This window comes from Exiguobacterium sp. Leaf187, assembly GCF_001423925.1.
GTDB classification, from domain to species: Bacteria; Bacillota; Bacilli; order Exiguobacteriales; family Exiguobacteriaceae; genus Exiguobacterium_A; species Exiguobacterium_A indicum.
The window spans coordinates 1-19,520 of sequence record NZ_LMPR01000008.1; the positions used below are offsets into that span (position 1 = coordinate 1).

Annotated in this window: 16 protein-coding genes; 8 read left to right on the forward strand and 8 right to left on the reverse strand. The window is 48.3% G+C overall.

The window, feature by feature from the left end; genetic code table 11:
* Nucleotides 1-251 precede the first annotated feature (251 nt).
* Nucleotides 252-1,076, reverse strand: a complete 825-nt coding sequence (locus ASF99_RS02375; RefSeq protein WP_035398221.1) for an endonuclease I family protein — start codon at nucleotides 1,074-1,076, stop codon at nucleotides 252-254.
* Between the two features lie 337 nt (nucleotides 1,077-1,413).
* On the opposite strand from ASF99_RS02375, the gene amyS reads away from it, so the two are divergent.
* Complete coding sequence (amyS, locus tag ASF99_RS02380; RefSeq protein ID WP_023467652.1) at nucleotides 1,414-2,955, forward strand: alpha-amylase; 1,542 nt, start codon at nucleotides 1,414-1,416, stop codon at nucleotides 2,953-2,955.
* Between the two features lie 45 nt (nucleotides 2,956-3,000).
* Here amyS and ASF99_RS02385 read toward each other — a convergent pair whose 3' ends face one another.
* Complete coding sequence (locus tag ASF99_RS02385) at nucleotides 3,001-3,615, reverse strand: NAD(P)-dependent oxidoreductase (protein WP_055966781.1); 615 nt, start codon at nucleotides 3,613-3,615, stop codon at nucleotides 3,001-3,003.
* A 181-nt stretch (nucleotides 3,616-3,796) separates the two neighbouring features.
* On the opposite strand from ASF99_RS02385, the gene ASF99_RS02390 reads away from it, so the two are divergent.
* The 6 genes from ASF99_RS02390 (at nucleotide 3,797) to ASF99_RS02415 (ending at nucleotide 9,705) form a co-directional block, all read left to right on the forward strand.
* Nucleotides 3,797-4,486 (forward strand): hypothetical protein, encoded by a 690-nt coding sequence (locus ASF99_RS02390; protein WP_055966786.1) that lies wholly within the window; start codon nucleotides 3,797-3,799, stop codon nucleotides 4,484-4,486.
* Nucleotides 4,487-4,503: 17 nt separating this feature from the next.
* The gene (locus tag ASF99_RS02395; RefSeq protein ID WP_029341157.1) at nucleotides 4,504-5,427 is read left to right on the forward strand and encodes an AAA family ATPase; all 924 of its coding nucleotides are present in this window, start codon (nucleotides 4,504-4,506) and stop codon (nucleotides 5,425-5,427) included.
* 6 nt (nucleotides 5,428-5,433) lie between these two features.
* Nucleotides 5,434-6,501 (forward strand): DUF58 domain-containing protein, encoded by a 1,068-nt coding sequence (locus tag ASF99_RS02400; protein ID WP_055966788.1) that lies wholly within the window; start codon nucleotides 5,434-5,436, stop codon nucleotides 6,499-6,501.
* Between the two features lie 28 nt (nucleotides 6,502-6,529).
* Entirely contained in the window at nucleotides 6,530-7,390 is an 861-nt protein-coding gene (locus ASF99_RS02405; protein ID WP_035398224.1) for an ABC transporter permease subunit, read from the forward strand.
* Nucleotides 7,390-8,418 carry an ABC transporter permease subunit gene (locus tag ASF99_RS02410; RefSeq protein ID WP_035398226.1) on the forward strand — a complete coding sequence of 343 codons (1,029 nt, stop codon included), beginning with the start codon at nucleotides 7,390-7,392 and terminating at the stop codon, nucleotides 8,416-8,418. The genes ASF99_RS02405 and ASF99_RS02410 overlap by 1 nt, the downstream gene beginning before the upstream one ends.
* A gap of 114 nt (nucleotides 8,419-8,532) precedes the next feature.
* The gene (locus tag ASF99_RS02415) at nucleotides 8,533-9,705 is read left to right on the forward strand and encodes an MFS transporter (protein WP_055966791.1); all 1,173 of its coding nucleotides are present in this window, start codon (nucleotides 8,533-8,535) and stop codon (nucleotides 9,703-9,705) included.
* 52 nt (nucleotides 9,706-9,757) lie between these two features.
* On the opposite strand, the gene ASF99_RS02420 is transcribed toward ASF99_RS02415, so the two are convergent.
* The 5 genes from ASF99_RS02420 to ASF99_RS02440 form a co-directional block, all read right to left on the reverse strand.
* A complete protein-coding gene (locus ASF99_RS02420; protein WP_082486957.1) occupies nucleotides 9,758-10,867 on the reverse strand; it encodes an MFS transporter in 1,110 nt (369 codons plus the stop codon).
* 143 nt (nucleotides 10,868-11,010) lie between these two features.
* Nucleotides 11,011-13,566, reverse strand: a complete 2,556-nt coding sequence (locus ASF99_RS02425) for a sensor histidine kinase (RefSeq protein WP_055966798.1) — start codon at nucleotides 13,564-13,566, stop codon at nucleotides 11,011-11,013.
* A 207-nt stretch (nucleotides 13,567-13,773) separates the two neighbouring features.
* Nucleotides 13,774-14,226 carry a hypothetical protein gene (locus tag ASF99_RS02430; RefSeq protein ID WP_023467642.1) on the reverse strand — a complete coding sequence of 151 codons (453 nt, stop codon included), beginning with the start codon at nucleotides 14,224-14,226 and terminating at the stop codon, nucleotides 13,774-13,776.
* A gap of 71 nt (nucleotides 14,227-14,297) precedes the next feature.
* The gene (locus tag ASF99_RS02435) at nucleotides 14,298-14,717 is read right to left on the reverse strand and encodes a hypothetical protein (protein ID WP_023467641.1); all 420 of its coding nucleotides are present in this window, start codon (nucleotides 14,715-14,717) and stop codon (nucleotides 14,298-14,300) included.
* A complete protein-coding gene (locus ASF99_RS02440) occupies nucleotides 14,717-16,834 on the reverse strand; it encodes a DNA topoisomerase III (protein ID WP_055966800.1) in 2,118 nt (705 codons plus the stop codon). Before ASF99_RS02440 ends, ASF99_RS02435 begins: the two co-directional genes overlap by 1 nt.
* Nucleotides 16,835-16,878: 44 nt before the next feature.
* Between ASF99_RS02440 and ASF99_RS02445 the strand changes: the two genes are divergently transcribed.
* The gene (locus ASF99_RS02445) at nucleotides 16,879-17,775 is read left to right on the forward strand and encodes a DMT family transporter (RefSeq protein WP_023467639.1); all 897 of its coding nucleotides are present in this window, start codon (nucleotides 16,879-16,881) and stop codon (nucleotides 17,773-17,775) included.
* 246 nt (nucleotides 17,776-18,021) lie between these two features.
* Here ASF99_RS02445 and ASF99_RS02450 read toward each other — a convergent pair whose 3' ends face one another.
* Nucleotides 18,022-19,482 carry an MDR family MFS transporter gene (locus tag ASF99_RS02450; RefSeq protein WP_035398237.1) on the reverse strand — a complete coding sequence of 487 codons (1,461 nt, stop codon included), beginning with the start codon at nucleotides 19,480-19,482 and terminating at the stop codon, nucleotides 18,022-18,024.
* Nucleotides 19,483-19,520 lie beyond the last annotated feature (38 nt).

A 19,520-nucleotide genomic window follows, 5' to 3' on the forward strand; every position in this document is an offset into this window, starting at 1 on the left:
AAAAGAATGACGCGTCTTTTCACGCCCTTTCCTCAGGCGAGACACAAGCCAGTTTTCCTGCTTTATTCAAGCAGGAAAGCGGGTCTTATTTGTCTCTGTCAGCGCAAAGATGCGCTTTTCCCTGTAGGAGTTGCGTGAAACGCGTCATTCTTTTTGTTACAAGATAGGGGTGGCAGATCATCATTCTGCCACCCCTATCTTTGTAGAGACTGACTGTTGAGTCAGCCCCTTTCCTATTTACTGACTCGTCATCAATTTCCCCAAATTGATGTTACGTATTCCGGATGATCGATGAACGGATTCCGGTTTTTTTGCCACTTCTCGAAGATGACATCGTTGCGACGTTTCTCGAAGCTATCAACTGGGTCAAGCTTATTCCATGCTTTCAGCGTCGACAATTTGCCGTGTAACGGGTTCGTACCATTATTGACGTTTTCTGAAGCTTCGAGATCGATTTCTCCGCCACCTTCATAACGAACCGCCATGTAGAAGATCATCCGTGCGATGTCACCTTTGACGCGGTTTGGTGGTTCCCATGAATCGCCATCACGGTAGCAATCGCAACCACTGTATTTCGTACCGCCATTGTCGAAGTCAAGATTCCCACGTGCACTGTTGACGACGACGTCTTCCGGACGCAAGTGATGCAAGTCTGTTCCAGGACCGTTCGTCGTACCAAAGTCACCGTGCGACTTTGCCCAGACATGTTCACGATTCCATTGACCGACATTCCCACCGTTGTTACTTTTCGCAATCGATTTCCCCGTGTATAACTCGATGACGTTATTCGCATTATTTGGATCTTGATCCGTTTCTTTCAGTGCTGTCCATACCGTGTCGTATGACACTTGTGTATGGTTGTCGATGATATCGTGCAGCGATGCCTTCAACGCTGCCCCTGTCTTCCCCGCTGCTGGTAGATAGTACGCATCGATCGTCGATTGTGACGTGACCATCTGCGGACCTGCTGAAACTTGTTTTGGATCAACTGTTTTTGCTGTGACCGGTGTAAAGACGATTGACCCGAGTGCAAGTGTTGCGGCAAGCGCACCTGTGACCTTTGACTTCCAGTTCATGTGTGTTCCCCCTTAAATGGTATGTATGAGAGCTGGTGTTACACGCTCATTTTCACACCGAATCCATTCCTGGTGGAAGATGGACGATAGACCTGCTTTTTTAAAGGTGAGTCGTCGTTCAGAATATTCATCGAAAGGCAACGGTTAGATGGTCCTGATTTTTTTCATTCATGACGTCAATCTCATCAAAATAATTCTTCAGAAGAAATATTCTAGGGTCAAAAGTCACGAACAAAAGAGACTTACAAATAAGAATCCGGGACGATATTCCTCCTGTCTGAAGCTTCCCTATAATAAATAATGCAAGCGCTTTCACAAATCATAAGGAGGTCTTTACGTGAAACAAAAAAGATGGATTTTAGCAACCGTCGCATCCGCTGCTTTTTTAGCGCCACTTGCGCAACCGATTGCAGTCGGCGCAACGGCAGACAACGGAACGATGATGCAGTATTTCGAATGGTATGTGCCAAATGACGGTAACCATTGGAACCGTCTCGGGAGTGACGCAACAAAGCTTGATCAGCTCGGAATCACATCGGTCTGGATTCCCCCTGCTTACAAAGGTACCTCGCAAAATGATGTCGGATACGGCGCCTACGATCTATACGATTTAGGTGAGTTCAATCAAAAAGGAACGGTCCGTACGAAATACGGCACAAAGGCGCAATTAAAAACGGCGATCGGACAATTGCATACCGCTGGAATCGATGTCTATGGTGATGTCGTCATGAACCATAAAGGTGGCGCCGATTTCACGGAAGCCGTCACGGCAGTCGAAGTCAACCCGGGTAACCGTAATCAAGAAGTCTCTGGCGATTATCAAATCCAGGCATGGACGGGTTTCAATTTTGCAGCACGAAATAACCTCTACTCGAACTTCAAGTGGAAATGGTACCACTTCGACGGCACGGACTGGGATCAATCACGTTCTAAGAGTGCCATCTACAAGTTCCGCGGTACCGGTAAAGCGTGGGATACGGATGTCTCAACTGAAAATGGCAACTACGATTACTTGATGTATGCGGATCTCGACTTCGATCATCCAGAAGTCCAGCAAGAAATGAAGAACTGGGGTAAATGGTACGTCAACGAACTTGGTCTTGATGGGTTCCGTCTCGATGCCGTCAAGCATATCAAACACGGTTACTTAGCGGACTGGCTCGCGAATGTTCGTCAGACGACGGGCAAACCATTGTTTACAGTCGCAGAGTACTGGCAGAACGATCTCGGCACGTTGCAAAACTACTTAAGCCGGACGAATTATCAACAATCCGTCTTTGATGCGCCGCTTCATTATAAGTTCGAACAGGCAAGTAAAGGCGGCGGGTATTACGACATGCGGACGATCTTTGATGGTACTCTCGTCAAGAGCAATCCAGTCCAAGCCGTCACACTCGTAGAGAACCATGATTCGCAGCCTGGACAATCGCTTGAATCAACGGTTCAGTCATGGTTCAAACCGCTTGCTTACGCGATGATCCTGACACGTGAACAAGGGTATCCGTCGGTCTTCTATGGTGACTACTATGGTACAAAGGGTACGTCGAATCGCGAAATTCCAGCACTCGCTTCGAAGATTGATCCGTTACTCAAAGCACGGAAGGACTTCGCGTTCGGGAAACAAAATGATTACCTTGATAACCAAGACATCATCGGTTGGACACGTGAAGGTGTCTCAGACCGGGCAAAATCAGGTCTTGCGACAATCCTTTCGGATGGTCCTGGCGGTAGCAAGTGGATGTACGTCGGGCTTCAGAACAAAGGAGAAGTCTGGACAGACATCACTGGAAACAACACAGCATCGGTCACGATCAACCAAGATGGTTACGGTCAATTCTTTGTTAACGGTGGTTCGGTCTCCGTCTATCGTCAACAATAAGCAATCAAAAAAGACTCTTCCGTATGTGGGAGAGTCTTTTTTTCTTCATTCTGCTAAACCGACACTCGATTTGATATGATCTTCTGTCTCGATTGCCTGTAAGAGGAAATGCGCCACATCTGCGCGATTGATCTGTTTCGCATCTTCCGGTACACCTGTATCTGCTTGACGATAAAGCCCCGTCAACGGACCGTTCAGTAAACGGAGTGGTCGGGCCACCGTATAGTTCAAATCCGCTTGTTGCAAAAGCGCGATCGCTTGGCGGTGATCCTTCAGTGGATTTTTCAGAATCCGCTGAGCGAGCATCCCTTGTACACCCGGTAATTCATCATCAACACCGGCAGACGCAACATAACCGATCCGGTCTACCCCCTGTTTTTTCATCGCTGTCACGATCCGGACGAGACTCCGTTCTAAAAAGCCGCTGTATGCAAGACTCTCTGTGCCAAGAGCCGTCAGGACAGCCTCTTGCCCGGCAACAGCAGCCGTCACCGCTTCTTGATCGAGCACGTCGCCTTTAACTACGTGTAACCGTTCGTCACGTAGTGTCAGTTTTTGCGGACTGCGGACGAATGCTGTGACCTCATGCCCGTGATCAATCGCTTGCTTGACCAGTTCTTGCCCCGTTTGACCCGTCGCTCCAAAAATAATCAATTTCATACAAAACACCCTTTCTCTTTCAAGAACCACTGATTCCATCATACCCTTACCACTTGAAAATGAATCGTCTCACCTTGTCTTTATTTTCAGAAAATTGTTTTTATTTGTTAAGCGTGTATGCTAAAATCTTCCTAAGTACATATGGATATTTTTTCCTTAAAAACAGGAAGGAGGATCGCTTGTGTTACGGCAACGCTTTATCATGTCGCTAGGTGTCATTCTGATTGGTCTGTTCTTGTTTCAAACCGTCACGACGTACGTCTATACGCATTACATCATGCCAGATCCTTTTAAAAAGCCTTCGATTGCAGAAACTGAAGCGAACGGCGAAATTAGTTTTAAAAACGGTCACTCACCTACTAACACAAAAGGCAAAATGCCTTTTGAACCGATTGATCCACGACCTGGTCCAAAAAAGCTCTGGAAATCCCTTAAAGCGGATGCCTCTGACTCCCCCTTTTCTTATCTACAATATGTCATTTTAATCAGTTTGTTTAGTTTCATGGTCTGGAAACTCGTTCAGTCGCGTCGCGTGAAAAAACGGCGCAGGTCTAACGGAGAAGTAACGGATGACGTTCCATTCGCTCAATCAATCTTTCGTCCTGTTTCTTTAAGAAAATCGCCTTATCTGTATGCATCGTATTCGTCTTCACGTGTTCGTGATCTCGTCATCCGCTTTGAGCAACAGTTACCGCGCAGTCAGCAACGTCGTCCGAACGAAACGCTTGAAGACTGGTTACGTCGGATTGAAGTCGCTGTCGATTTTCAGTTATATCGGGATATCCGCTACGGTGACATGTCGGAAACAATCGTCACGGACGATGAGATTCTACGCTTCGAACAACAACTAGCACGCTACTCAACCATTTAACCTTGGAGGGATTTCCTATGAAACTACAACAATTAAAAGACCAACTCAATTCGATCTATCTCGGTAAACCGGACGTCATCGATCTCTGTCTGACGGCACTCATCGCTGAAGGACACATTCTCCTTGAAGACGTACCGGGAACAGGGAAAACGATGCTCGCCAAAGCGCTCGCTCAGAGCTTCGAGAGTGCCTTTTCGCGGATTCAGTTCACGGCGGATCTTCTCCCGTCAGACGTCATCGGTTCAGACTTCTTCAATTTAAAGACACAGGAGTTCGAGAATAAACGCGGTCCACTGTTCGCGAACGTCGTCTTGATCGATGAGATTAACCGTGCCGTTCCGCGGACACAATCGGCATTACTTGAAGCGATGGAAGAGCGTCAGGTCTCGATTGGTGGAACGACCTATCAGATGCCAGCCCCATTCTTCGTCATCGCGACGCAAAACCCGATTGAATCGGCAGGAACGTTCCCACTACCGGACGCCCAACTCGACCGGTTTATGGTCGCGATCGAAGTCGGTTATCCGGATTTTGAGAACGAACGGCGCTTATTGTCTGAAATTCTGACGAACGTCCGTCGGTCAGCTGTCGGCATCGCGTCAGGCGGCGACTTGATTTCCTGGCAGGAAGAGGCACGCCGCGTCCATGCATCGCAAGACGTGCTTGATTATCTATTACACATCGTTCAAGCGACACGAAACCATGAACTCATTGAAGTCGGTGTCAGTCCGCGTGGAGCGATTGCATTACTTCGCGCCTCGCAAAGCTACGCGTTCTTGAATCAACGCGACTTCATCATCCCGGAAGATATCAAATATCTTGCAAAACACGTCCTATCCCATCGCCTGACACTGACACTCGAAGGTGGAATCAAGACGACGAAAGCGGCTGTTTTGACGCATATTCTGGACGACGTGCCGGTTCCGGTCGAGATGGGGTGACGAATCATGCAGATTGAACGTTCCGTCCCGTTTTGGCTTGAACGCCGACTTTTTCCACTGTACGTCACGATGACGTTCATCTTCCTCTTCATTCCGCGTCTTTCCGTCCTCGGATTTCTGTTCGCAGCTTTGGCGACGATTCATTTCGTCGTCGGGCGAACAGAAAAGCAGTTACGACGGGATGTCGCAATCGAATGGAAACATTATGAATCATTGATGTTCAACCAGGAGAAGACGTCGCTCCATTTGCAAGTCTTCGGCGTCGAATCCTTGAGTCAGCTTGGGCTCGAAGCGACACTTCGTTTGCACACGGATGGCGGAGTCATCTTCCCGGAGATGGATCCACTACACCCGGCGACGTTTCACGCAGTGATTGACTCTGAAGACGCAGTGACGATCCCGATTCAGACGGTTCGCCGCGGACCAGCCGAGTTCGATGAGATCATCTTAACGATTCGCCTGCCTTGGAAGATGGGCGTTTATCTCTTTACGTTCGATACATATCCGTCGTTTACAGTCTTACCGTCCTTGACGGCGCAAGCGACGCCGCTTCTTTTACAGCGTTTACGGATCGGTGATCGACCGGACCGTTACTCACCGCTCAAGAACAAACTGGTTCAACTCGGTGCAAAACCCTATACGGCGGAACCGTCAAAAGAGATCGATTGGTATGCGACGGCGAAGACCGGTCGCTTGCAGGCAAAAGTATTCGAAACGAGCAATCAAGATACGTTTACGATTGCCTTGAACTTATCTGCCCCGAGCGGTTACGGACTCCACCAACAATTTGAGACGTTCATCGAACAAGCGGCATTCCTGATCAGTGAATTAATCAAGGAGGGCTGTAAGATTGAACTGTTCTTGAATCGACTCGACGGAGCAAACCGGATGACACATCTCTCGTTACAAGAAGGACAACCGCAATTAAAACATGTCCTGATGACCCTTTCGACGGTCTCGACGCGTGATTCGTTCATCGCGACACAACAGTTCGAACGCTACGTACTGCGCCGGAAACATATAAACAGTCAGTTGATCCAAATTGGCAATGACCGGATCCTCGCCATCGGCTGAGGATCCAAAGAAAGGAGTTTTTCGCCTCATGGTGTTTATCGCCCGAAAATCAATTCAGCTTATCGTGGCATTTTTTGTCTTGATTACGATCAGCGCCCTTCCGGCGCTTGTCGCGCAAATGAAATTCAACCCAGCAAGCTACTGGGAAGGTCTGAAGCAACAATTTGCTCAATTAACGAAACTTGATGAGATCACTTATTTTAACGTGACTGCTCAAAAAGAAGTTCTACTACTCCCTTCTTTACAGCCCTATATTCAAGAGACGTTAATCATCTTTACGACAGCTATGTTAGTCTCCGTTGTGTGTGCGATTCTTTACGCCTATCTGTTTTATCGAAGTGGCAGACGAACACGGACACTATTGAAACAGACGACACGCACGCTTGAAATGGTTCCAGACTTGTTTTGGATCATTCTTTCACAATTCCTTGTCATTTATTTATTTAAAATGACAGGTTATAGCAACATCGAGATTGCAGGTACATACGCTGACTCTATTCGTTTCTTACCGATTGCCACCTTAACGCTGACCACATTATTTTTCTTTATTAAATGGCTGACGACACAAGTACTCGAACAAGAATCTGCACCATTCCTCGAACTCGCACGCGCAAAAGGCATTCGTCCGACCGCCCTTTTCTGGAAACATTTACTGCCAACGATGATCTATCGGTTTTATCTATTTTTCCGAGCCAATATCATTACGATACTATCGAGTTTGTTAATCATTGAGTACACTTTCCAGGTCCAAGGTCTGTTTCGCTTCGCCCTTTACTTTGGACAAATGCCAATTTTGATGGTCATCTTGTTCTTAATCTACCTACCCATCTTCATCATTGATTTACTGGCTGAATGGTTGATTCCAAACGCCTGGAAAGGTGGGATTTGATGCGCCGTACCTTGATGAAAGACCCAGTTTTCTGGCTCTGCCTCATTCTACTTACCGGTCTACTATTGCTAAGCTTTGGTAATACGATTTTCCGCGATGGTCAAGTCGATCAGATTTCGAACCGGTATGCTGAAGATGGTACGTTCCTTGCGACGTCACCACTAAAACCGTCAAGTGATCAATGGCTAGGTACGGATCGGTCCGGTAATGACCTTTTCCAAATGATGATTGAAGGTTTTAAATGGACGATTGGTATATGTACGATTGTTGCGATTAGTCGAATGACTCTCTCATTAGTCGTTGCGATTCCGTTAGCTTTTCGAAATGCTCGTGTTAATCGATACTTAAAACTTATCCTTGATGGTTTTTTAGTTTTACCACTTTCTCTCGTTTCTTTACTGCTTTTATTTTCATCTCTTGTCTTCATGGATTCGACTGTAGTTCCACCATTGTTCGATCGCGTCTCGTTTGAGTTGATCGTCCTGATTCTCCTTGGTATACCCTCTTTGTCGCTTTATCTAATTGCTGAGACTCGTCAATTGCTCAATCAAGAATTCATGATCGTCGCCCAGACACTCGGTGGTAGTCCGTGGTATCGGTTTAGACGTCATATCTGGCCACACCTTGTTCCGACATTGACGATTGTCTTCATGCAACAATTCATTCAAACGTTGATGTTGCTGATCCATTTATCACTCTTAGGTATTTTCTTCGCCGGAACAGTCAATTTATATGAGGGTGTCATGCCAACGATCTTTGAGTGGTCTTCAATGTTCGGTTATTACTACAATCAGTTTTCAGCGACGTCGTGGCTCAATCATATGTTCCTCGTTCCACTGATTGGACTAGCATTGATTGTCTTTTTCAGCAATCTGTTCATGAGTCGACTCGAACGGGCTTTCCGCTTCCGCCAGCAACTAAAACCAATCAAGCTATCGGCATCTCGTGCTCAAGACGAAGCCGCTGCGACGTCGATGGTCGATCCCTTTACACTCGTTGCCCGGAACTCCCGTCACGATTCTGATTGACAATCCATTTTTTTCTTCTTACACTAGAAAAAAACATGAAATGAGGGCGTCCAATGTAAGTCATTCTGAATTCTCACTCCTAACTAAATACGTACGATATGGAGGTCATTCAGAATGAACCGGTTTACGCTTTTATTGGTCAGTCAATGGATTGCGAATGCGGGAGATGCGCTCTATATCGTCTCCCTGATCGCGATGATCTATCAAACGACAGGGCAAGCGAGTCTCGCTGCCCTGTTTCCTGTTCTCGTCACAGCAGGCATGACAGGAAGCGGCTTCTTATTCGCCCAAGTCGCTCAACGTGTTCCCCATGCCTCCTTGTTGTTCGGCAGTCAACTCCTCAAGACGATTCTATTAGGCGTCATCTGGGGATTTGATTTACCACTGCCACTTATCCTCGCACTCGTTGGATGTATCGCTTTCTTCGACGGATTTGCTCGTCCGATCGAAAGTGCCTTCATCCCTCGACTGTGTCAGGATGTTCAGAAAGCTAATAGTCTCGTACAAGGTTCGAATCAAGTGATTCAGCTCATCATGTGGCCGCTCGGCGCCATTCTGGTCAGCTGGTTATCGCCTCTTTCCGTCTTGTCCGTCTCGGCTAGTCTGTTTTTAGGTGCCAGTCTCATCAGCTATCTGTTCTATCGAAGCGTCCGCTCTCTACCCGACCCTTCGATGGAAGGGGAAGACGTCTCCTTCCGGTCGAGTATTCACTACACGCGATCGCATCCTTTCGCGAAAGCCAACACGTATCTCGTCGGAATCGATGCGTTCGTCAGTACGGCTTGGATTTCTGCTCTGTTCCTCGTCTACATCGATACACATTTCCAGCTATCGGAACGCTGGTGGGGCATTCTAAATGCCTTCTATCTGCTGAGCATGATTGCCGGTAGTTACATGATGTTACGTCGTCGTGGAACGCGTTCGTTACTTTATCGTAGTATCGGCTTTTCGATTGTTGCGACCTTCTTGTTTGCTTTCGCTCCAATCGTCACACTTGCCGTGATCGCTTGTCTGATCCAAGGGTTTGCAAGTCAAGTCCGAGCGATTGAGCTGAATACGTTGTTGCAAACGACGACACCACTCGAACGGTTACCGTATGTCTATAGCGTACAACAAACCGTTTATGCACTCTGTTTCTGCCTCGGCAGTCTATTGTTCGGATGGCTTGCCGATGTGTTTGCGATCGAGCTTGTCTATGCGCTCGCAGGAGCCCTCTCCTTGTTGATGTGGCAACCGGCTCGCCAGGTATGGGCAAGTTCCTCTCAGGAGCAACGACACGTGTCGTAATAAATGACAGTCAAAAGGACAAAGGTCAATGCACCTTTGTCCTTTTTTTGATTCAGTTCTGACGCGTTCGCGTCACACTATACAACAGAAGCAACATAAGTGAGACGAGACTAAGCGCGGCATAGGTCATCTGAAGCGAAAAGACACGTTCGACGAAGACGAATAGGGTACCGGTTCCAAGCACAGTTAAACGTTCAATGACCGAGATCAGAGACGTAAATGTTGCGCGTCCATTTGACGGTGCAACATCTTGGATGACAGTGGTCACATAAGGCTCAGCCCAGCCATAGCACAAGTACAGCGTCCCGAGTAAACCGATACTGACGAGCGGAGAGGCAACCGACAATCCGGCAAGACACACGATATAGATCATCGCCCATCCGACGGGCGATCGGAACCGAGATAAGGACGCACCAATCGCCTGCATGATTTGGAATAACACGAAGACGAATCCGAAATGGACCATCGGTATCGTTTGATCCCGTAGATAGAGTTGCCAAAACTCATCAACGAAATCAATCGTCGCCCCGTATAACAAGACAAGACAAAGAATTCGGACGTAGACGCGTCGAAACGAAAAACCGTTTAGCAATGTCTTTAACGAACTCGTCTCTCCGTCTTGTTCTCGCGATGCTTCCTTTAAGAAAAACGTCAGGAGTACTGTTCCGAGCAAAACCCACCAAGACACGTGATAGTGCCAGATCAAGTCTACCGATCGCACGGCGTAACTCCCGACGAGTGCCGCAAGTCCAGACGTCAACAAACCACCGATTGAAATCACTCGCCAGATCGTCTCGAATCGCTCTTCTCTCCTATGCATTCGCAATGTTTCATAGACTTGGGCTTCAAGCGCTCCACTAAGTGCTGCGCCACCGATGCCAGCAAGGGCCATCGCCAAGAGGAAAGCAGGTAATGAGTAGGCTTCAAGCAACACCGTAAACGATAACCACTCACATACGAAACCAGCCAGAATGAACGGCTTTCTACCCCACCGGTCGGATAACAAACCGAACGGGATCTCACCAATCAACATGACCCAAGCAAAGACGATTTCTGCGATGACGACGTCGGCAATGCTCATCCCCCGGTCTTCCCAGTAAAAGCGTTCAATCACATAAGCTGGAATGAACGAACTACTGGCTTCGATCAGGATCCAAAGAATGAGTGATCGTCGGACTTAACATGGCCATCTGCTTCGCCGCATCTCCTCACTTCCTTTCTGTTTGATAGTAGTTAATTCCCGTTTTGCAGATGAAACCAACAAAAAACGTTCTTTGATTTTTCAATCAAAGAACGTTTTTGACATTAACAATCCTCCACCGGTTCCGTGACCGGTACGACGGACTGGACGATCGGTAGTTCGACGATGAACGCGGACCCGACACCTTCCGTTGATTCGACATGAATCATTCCTTCGTGCGAACGAACGATTTCCTGACAAATCGCAAGACCGAGACCCGTACCGCCGATTTTTCGACTATCCGAATTATCGACTCGGTAAAACTTACTGAACAGTTGTGGTAGCGCGTGACGTGGAATACCAATCCCTTCGTCTTCGATCTTCAACTGAACCCGGTCTTCGACTTGACGCATCGTAATCGTGATCTGACCACCATCTGGTGAATACTTGATCGCGTTGTTGATCAGGTTCGTGAACAGCTGGCGCATTTTTTGTTCATCGGCATGAATCCGACCCGTCGTCGTTTCTTCAAAATCAAGGACAAGCTCGTGATCTTTTGCCGAAGCGGTATGGAACTCGACCGTTTCCTGAATGACTTTCGTCAGATCAAGCGGTTTAAAGTCATACTGTTGCTGACTCGATTCCATGCGCTGGACATCGAGGAAGTCGTTGACGAGATTCGTCAACCGTTCGGTTTCCGCATGAATCGTTTCGAGATACCGTTGACGTTTTGATTCCTGGACGTCGCGCGCGAGCATCAATTCCGTATAGCCGTAAATCGAGGCAAGCGGTGTCCGCAACTCATGCGATACGGTCGAGACGAATTCCGATTTCATCCGGTCGATCGCCGTCTCTGCCGTCACGTCACGTAAGACGAGCATCGTACCGCGGAAACAACCACCGTAATGAATTTCCTCTGCATACAGCGTGACGAATCGCTCTTCCTTGTTTAAGGACAACGCCAAGCTCTCCGTCGGAATTTCCTGACTGCAGACATGATCCATGTAGGTTAAGAACGCCTCATGTTGATCGACCTGCACTGCCAACTCTTCGATTTTGACGTCGAGCGTCATCAATCCTTCTTCCGCCACTTGATCGTGCGCCGGATGATGGAATAAAGCGAGCAATGGTTTATTGGCAAAAATCGTCTCTCCTTCGATATAGATGACCGCTTCCCGAATCGAATGGAGAAGTTTGGACGTCTTTTCCCGTTCTCGTTCGACTTCTTCAAAGACACGCATCCGGAGCAAGGAGAGTGCCAATTGACGGGAGAACGACCAGATTTCGTTCGTCTGGTCTTCCGTAAAGGCATCCCGGTAACGAACGAGGTAAATGCTTGCAATCATCGTGTTCGTCGCTGGATCCATCACCGGTACGACGATTTCGTACATCGTGTACGGATATGGGAGCGGATGATGACTCGCGACTTGTTTCGTCGAGCGAACAGCACGTTTGTTTAGACGTGTGCGTTCGAGTAATGACGTCGAAGCATGTAATAACTGGTGCTCCTGAGCTGCCGTCATCCCGTACGAGACGAGATTCGTATAGCGGTCCTGCTCTAAGAAGACGATCGCTCCGAGCTCCGCATCGGTGATCGTGATCAATTTTTCGATGATCGCCGGATACGCCGTCAACGTTTCGCGAGACGCGAGTGTCTCGGTCAACTCATTGCGATAACGCAAATGCGTCTCGTTACGTAACGTGATGTCGAGTGCTTCTTCGAGTTCTTCCTGTTGCGATTGAAGTTCTTCTTGCTGGGCAATTAATTCTTCCTGTTGACTTTGTAGTTCGTCGTTACTTGCGACGAGTTGATGTTTTTGCCCGGAAATGGCGGCTGCCATCTGGTTGAACGTCGTCGTCAACTCACCAATCTCATCTTGACGATTCGTGATGACGATCGGTGTCGCATCCTCACCTTTAGCGAGTCGTCCACTTTCCCGGTTCAACTGACGCAACTGACGCGTCAAGCGGCGGACGAATGGTCGGACGAAAACGAGAGTAATCAATAAGAGGATTACGATATTGACTGCTCCGAGAATTTGCGACGAGTTGACTTGTTTACCAAGCTGCTCTTGCGCGGCCATCTCTTGATCGTTTAAGGAATTACGATATTTTGTGAAGACCGTCTCCATATCAACGATACTTGAACTCATATCAGCCGCACTCTTTGTCTTGATGTTAAACTTCCGCTGTGGATCGAGTGGTTTTGATTTCGTGACCTTTCCAAGCGTCGGCATCTTCAAGAACGGTTCCGTCACTTTGCCGTCTTTTTTCGCCGCGACGTAATTGACGAGGCTCGGCATGACGCGTTGGGTATACGCTGTATAGAGTTCCCGTGCGTCCGTTGCATACTGCCGTTCTTCTTTGAAGCGTGCATTGCGCTCGAACCATGTCGTTTGTTGATTGATGTCATTTTTCTTTGCTTCGATTTCTTTTAACATCTCTTCGTCACCAAGCAAGACGAAGCCACGCATCTCGTACTGCATGCTTTGCCATGATTCGTACAAATCCGTCGCCCGTGTCCGATGTTCGTTTAACATCTTTAACTCTTGGCGTGATTCATCCACCTGTTGTTTCGTATATAGGTAGACACCACCTGTCGTTAGCAGCAGTGTCAGAAAAATCACATAAAACGCAGACATGATTTGCCGTCCAATCGTTCGATTCAGCCATGTTTTCATTAAAGGAATTCAACTCCTTTCCCTTTATCTTTCTCCAGCAATAAAGGTATTCCCGTCCATTCATTGTAAACTTTTTTCAACCGATACACAGCATTCTGCTCAAAAAGATTTCAATTTCATACAACTTTAATCTAAATCGTTGTATATGACAATTAGATGTCACGATTCAACCGTTTTCAACAAAAAAAGAGCCCCTCAGGACCCTTTTTAATGATGATGGTGATGGCTATGGCTATGGCTCCGGACCGGCTGTTCGTCCGCTAAATGATCCGCATCCAAAATACCGAGCCGTAAGTACTGAGCGACGACTTGTTTTTTCGTCGTTTCGGAAATTTGATCCGTTCCTTGGACGAGTCTTAAGATGCCAGTCGCAATCCGAAACGGTTCGAGATTCGTCTTTTCCACTGGAAAACTTGTCAACGTTTCTAAGTAAGCGACGTAATTCTGTGCATCCGATTCATCCGGACTGACGAGACGCGCCGCATGCTCGCGCAGTTGTTGCGTCAATGAATTCGTTGAGATTCCCTTTGAGGCTGCAGAGATGACTCCAAACAGAATGAAACCGATGATGAGAACAAAAAATCCGACCATGAAAATCGGCATGCCCGAGAAGAAGCCGTCGCCTCCCAATTCGCTTTCCATGAATGCTACTGTGAACATAGTGAACCCTCCAAATGAATAGAATGATGACGATCACTTATCCTACGTCATCCTCTTCAAGAAAGTTTCACCTAGTTAGGTAGTTTTTGTAAGTCAGCTTGGAACCAGTCTTCAACGAAGAAGCGTTCCGTCTCCGTCTCGATTTGATATGAATACAACACTTCGAAGTCGCCTTCCGTCAGCATCGGTAATGTCAATTCGCGTACGAGTTGGCGTAACTCTTCCGTCAGCTCAGCTTCGTAGCGGATGAATCCATCTTCCCGGTGCTCGACTTCCGTCAAGTACGGAAGTAGGATGTGTTTTCCGAATGATTGTGGATCATCGATCACTTCCGCAGTCACACCAAACAGTTCTTCTGCTTCTTCGACCAGTCCTTCTGCCGACTGTACCTCGATATGATCCGGAAACCAGACCGTCAAGCGGCGCCCTTCCTGTAACAGTCGTTCAAAGACAGGACGAAACGTTTGATTTTGAATCAGTTCGTATTGCATCAGTCTTCCCCTTTCGTGAATTCGAATTTTAATTGATCACGTTCGAGATAGAGCATCGCCTTAAACTGGCGCGCTTTCTTTTTCATCTCGAGTGGCTTTGTTTTTTGACCCGCTAGTACTTTTTTGACTTCCGTTTGCGTCAGTCGGGCACCAAGGATCGTTTTCGGTAACGTAAAGCCACAGTTGTTCTTTTGATAGCCACTGCAGCCATAGAACTTCCCACGATCAAGCACTGCTGATTGACACAGCGGGCACGGACCGACCGGACGATTCGTTGCACCCCGCGGGGACTTGCTTTTGACTTGTGTCGGATCAACGGCGAGTTGTTCAATTCGTTGTTTGGCATCGACGACGAGATGCTCCGACAATTTTTTCGCCTGTTCAATGAACTGGGCAGCAGATGCCTCCCCTTTACCGATTTGCTCGAGACGGCTCTCCCACTTCGCTGTCATCTCTGGCGAAGCAAGAATACTCCCCGTCACGGCATCAATCAAGATCCGACCTTTTGGCGTCGGATGAATCTCTTTTTTGACGAGTTTGATGTATTCCCGTCGTTTTAGTCCATCGATGATCCCGGCACGAGTTGCTTCCGTCCCGAGTCCCTCGACTTCCTTCATGATCGCTTGCAGATCGTCTTCAAGCAACTTACCAGCTGTTTTCATACCGAGGATGAGCGTCCCTTCCGTATAGCGTTTCGGCGGCTCCGTTTGTTTCTCGAGCAGTCGACAGCCTTTGATCGGCATCTCTTGTCCTTGTTCGACGGCTGGCAATTCGACTTCTTTTGACTCGATTTGTAAGACCTGTTTAAAGCCCGGATCAATCGTCCGACTGCCGCGTGTTAAAAAACGGTCCATCTCACGCATCGTCACGATTTCCGTTTTCTCCGAGACAGCGTCCGGTGCAAAGGCAGCAAGAAAACGGCGAACGATTAAGTCGTAGACTTGCGCATCTCGTCCGGAGAGCTTCGCGACGGCACCCGCTTCTTCTGTTGGAATGATCGCATAGTGATCGCTGACCTTTGCCGGATTGACGTAGCGCTTATCGTTAACCGGATTGTTCGTCAGGACATCCTTGATTGGACTATATTCCGCTTGCTTCAGTAACCGATCAAGAATGACCGGGAACTGTCCTGCCTCCTCTTTCGTCACGAAGGAAGAGTCCGTTCGCGGATAACTGATCCAACCACGGATATAGAGTTTTTGCGCGATATCGAGCGTCTCTTTTGCACCGAGACCAAACCGTCGGCTCGCTTCTGTTTGTAAGAGCGATAAACTAAACCAAAACGGTGGTCGTTCCGTCTGCCGCTTTTTCTCGATTGATGCGACGACTCCGGTTCCTTTCGTCCGATTCACGATCGCTTGTGCCTGGTCCCGGTCACTCAGTTTCGTCTGTTTCTTCGCATTGATGTATTTTCCTTTGTATTGCGTAAAATCCGCCTCGACTTCGTAGTACGTCTCCGGTCGAAAATTCTCGATCTGTTTTTCCCGTTCGACGATCAGTGCAAGCGTCGGTGTCTGGACCCGTCCGAGGGAAAAGACGTCGGCGATGCCCTTCTTCTTCAGTAACGTCGTATACGCACGGGACGCATTCATCCCAATCAACCAATCGGCACAAGCGCGACTCATCGCCTCGTGAAAAATGTTCTCCGTTTCCTTGCCATCGAGCAGGTTCGCAAAACCATGGTCAACGGCTTGAGGCGTCAGACTCGAAATCCAGAGTCGTTGCAACGGTTTTGCGTTGTTCGCGAGACGTAAGATCAATCGGACGATTGCCTCTCCCTCTCGCTCGGCATCCGATGCTATAATGATGGAAGTCGTCGTCCGCTCATTCAATAATTTCTTGATGACCTGGTATGGTTTACTCTTGCCTTTTGCCAGTCGGTAATCAAATCGTTCCGGGATGATCGGCAGATGATCGTAGTTCCATCGTTTCCATTTGGCGTCATAATGCGCTGGCTCCTGCAGTTCACATAAGTGTCCGACCGCATAAGCGAGTTTTGCTCCTTGCGGAAACCGGTCACATGGTTTGATTTCAATGTAGCCGTCCCGCTTCACCGATGGATACGGAGCTGCCAGTTTTTCCGCTTGTTTTGGTTTTTCAGCAATGATCAATTGCACACGCTTCACCCTCATTTCCTTACTTCAGACATGTGGAGGTACCCATGCCCTATTTTACGTTATTCATGGCTTTATTCTTTATTTCAACATCGGCAATCTTCGTCAAGTGGGCGGAGACACCGATCGAGGCTGTCGCCTTTTACCGCATGTTGTTCTCGACCTTGTTGTTGCTCCCGCTCATTCGATTGAAGGAACTGTTGCAACTCAGTTCGTCAACGATCCGGCATATGCTATTAAGTGGCATTTTGCTCGCCGGGCATTTTTGGCTGTGGTTCCTCTCTCTTGATTATACGACAGTTGCGAGCTCGACGCTCTTCGTGACCGCGAGTCCGATTTTTGTCCTTGCCGGTAACGCGTTATTCTTCAAACAACACCCGTCACGCAAGGCACTCCTGTTCGTTGCTGTCGCCCTATTTGGTGGCGGTCTCGTCGCTTACGGAGATATCGCCGTCGGCATGCGTGCCTTGATCGGGGACGGTCTTGCCTTGCTCGCAACGATTTTAGTCGCTGGTTACTGGTTGCTCGGTCAACATGTTCGCACGAGCGTCTCGACGAACCTCTATTCGTTCGGTGTCTACGCTGTCGCGTCGCTCGTCTTGCTTTTGTTATCGTTGATTCAATCGACGAATCTCGTCGCTGCGTTCCAACAGGATTGGTGGCTGTATATTCTTCTTGCCGTCTTCCCGACGTTACTCGGTCACAATTTATTTAACTGGGCGCTCGCTCGTGTCAGTGCTAGTATCGTCAGCATCACGATTCTTGGTGAAGCGGTCTGGGGGATGATCTTCGGATACTATCTGTTTGACGAGAAGTTGACGTGGATTCAAATCACTGGTGCTGCCTTACTGTTGATTGGGATTGGATTGTTCCTCCGACGCAATGAACGTGACATCCGTGAACAGCTCGCCCAGCGTGAGAGTGCCACTAGTCAATCTTCCTAATTAAGAAGAGGATGACTAAAAAAGAACGACTCGTCTCTTCACGCCCTTTCCTCAGGCGAGACACAAGCCAGTTTTCTGCTTCATTTGAGCAGAAAAGCGGGTCTTGTTTGTCTATGACAGCGCAAAAGTGCGCTTTTTCCTGTAGGAGTAGCGTGTGGCGAGTCTTTTATTACGAAATAAGGGTGGCAGATCATCAGTCTGCCACCCTTTTCTTTGTAGAGATTGACTTTTGAGTCCGCCTCTTCATTACGATCGTGGATCGTCAGGTCGAACTTTCGGTAAACGCCATGTCATCGCAAACGCGAGAATCGCACAAAGAACGCCACCGATGAAGACGTAACGTAATCCATGTGATAACGCGATTTCTGCCGCATACTGCACATCCTGTCCGAACGTTTTTGCCGTACTCGATTGGAAGAATGGATCAATCGCGTACCCTGAGAGCGTGTCCGACGCTGAAAACGAACGAAGGATGGATAGGTTGAAAATCGTACCGAAGATCGCAACACCGAGCGTCTGTCCCGTCGTACTCAAGAACGAGTTGACGGCCGTCGCTGAGCCACGAAGTGACCAATCGACGGAAGTCTGCAGGACGACCATGAAGACGGGTTGTGAGAGACCAAAACCAATTCCAATCAGCGAAACGGCAAGATAGATGAAAACATCACTTGATTCGCGCGTGATCAACGATAAAATCACTGTACCGACGATCAGCAGTCCCATTCCTGTCATCGTCCGATACCGGGGTGAGGCGGCACCAATCGTCCGTCCACCGATAATGGCGGTCAGCGTCCAAAAAAGCGACAGTGGCATCAACATGAAACCAGCTTCGGTCGGACTCTTGCCGAGTACCCCTTGGGCAAAAATCGGAATATACGCTGACATCGAGACGAGTACCCAGGCGGAAAAGAAGACCGCTAAGTTGATCACGAGAATGACCGGATGGCGAATGACTGCTGGTGGTAAGAGTGGATCGTTCGCCTTCTTCTCGACCCGATAGAACGTGAACAATAAAACGAAACTAATGAAAAAGCTGGCTAGAATGATTGGACGCAAGAACGTCTCCGATTCACTCCCCGACAATAAGCCGTACAGAAACGCACTCATCCCGAGCGCAAACAATAACGCGCCCCGGTAATCGATTTTCCGCTCTGTTTCACGGACCGTCTCTTTGTAGTAAACGACGATCATGAAGAACGACAATAAGGCAAACGGTACGTTTAGTAAGAAAATATACCGCCACGAAAGCGATTCGACGAGGAACCCACCGACGAGTGGTCCAGCGACACCAGAGATCCCCCACACGGCACTGAGCACTCCTTGGATTTTCCCTCGTTCCTCATATGTATACAAATCACCGATGATCGTCATCGCGATCGGTAATACAGCTCCTGCCCCGATACCTTGGACGGCACGGAAAACGATCAACATCTCCATCGATTGAGCGAGTCCACAGGCTAACGAAGCGACGGTGAAGACGCCGATCCCGAATAACAGAACCCGTTTTCGACCATATAAATCTGCCATCTTTCCGTAAATCGGTGTTGATACCGCCATGAACAACAAGAATCCAGCAAAGATCCAACTGACTAATTTCGCCCCGTTCAATTCACTCGCCATGACAGGTGTTGCTGTTGCAACGATCGTCCCCTCGATCGCGGCTAAAAACGTCGCGAGCAACAAGGCGACGGTTACTTTTTTCCTCATCTGTTCCACTTCCCCTCTACTGTTCTATCATACTGGTT

Excerpts from the sequence above, each read along its gene's own strand:
- ASF99_RS02375 (WP_035398221.1), bottom strand. The coding sequence starts at position 1,076 with ATGAACTGGAAGTCAAAGGTCACAGGTGCGCTTGCCGCAACACTTGCA.
- ASF99_RS02385 (WP_055966781.1), bottom strand. The coding sequence starts at position 3,615 with ATGAAATTGATTATTTTTGGAGCGACGGGTCAAACGGGGCAAGAACTG.
- ASF99_RS02395 (WP_029341157.1), top strand. The coding sequence starts at position 4,504 with ATGAAACTACAACAATTAAAAGACCAACTCAATTCGATCTATCTCGGT.
- ASF99_RS02400 (WP_055966788.1), top strand. The coding sequence starts at position 5,434 with ATGCAGATTGAACGTTCCGTCCCGTTTTGGCTTGAACGCCGACTTTTT.
- ASF99_RS02405 (WP_035398224.1), top strand. The coding sequence starts at position 6,530 with ATGGTGTTTATCGCCCGAAAATCAATTCAGCTTATCGTGGCATTTTTT.
- ASF99_RS02410 (WP_035398226.1), top strand. The coding sequence starts at position 7,390 with ATGCGCCGTACCTTGATGAAAGACCCAGTTTTCTGGCTCTGCCTCATT.
- ASF99_RS02415 (WP_055966791.1), top strand. The coding sequence starts at position 8,533 with ATGAACCGGTTTACGCTTTTATTGGTCAGTCAATGGATTGCGAATGCG.
- ASF99_RS02425 (WP_055966798.1), bottom strand. The coding sequence starts at position 13,566 with ATGAAAACATGGCTGAATCGAACGATTGGACGGCAAATCATGTCTGCG.
- ASF99_RS02430 (WP_023467642.1), bottom strand. The coding sequence starts at position 14,226 with ATGTTCACAGTAGCATTCATGGAAAGCGAATTGGGAGGCGACGGCTTC.
- ASF99_RS02435 (WP_023467641.1), bottom strand. The coding sequence starts at position 14,717 with ATGCAATACGAACTGATTCAAAATCAAACGTTTCGTCCTGTCTTTGAA.
- ASF99_RS02445 (WP_023467639.1), top strand. The coding sequence starts at position 16,879 with ATGCCCTATTTTACGTTATTCATGGCTTTATTCTTTATTTCAACATCG.
- ASF99_RS02450 (WP_035398237.1), bottom strand. The coding sequence starts at position 19,482 with ATGAGGAAAAAAGTAACCGTCGCCTTGTTGCTCGCGACGTTTTTAGCC.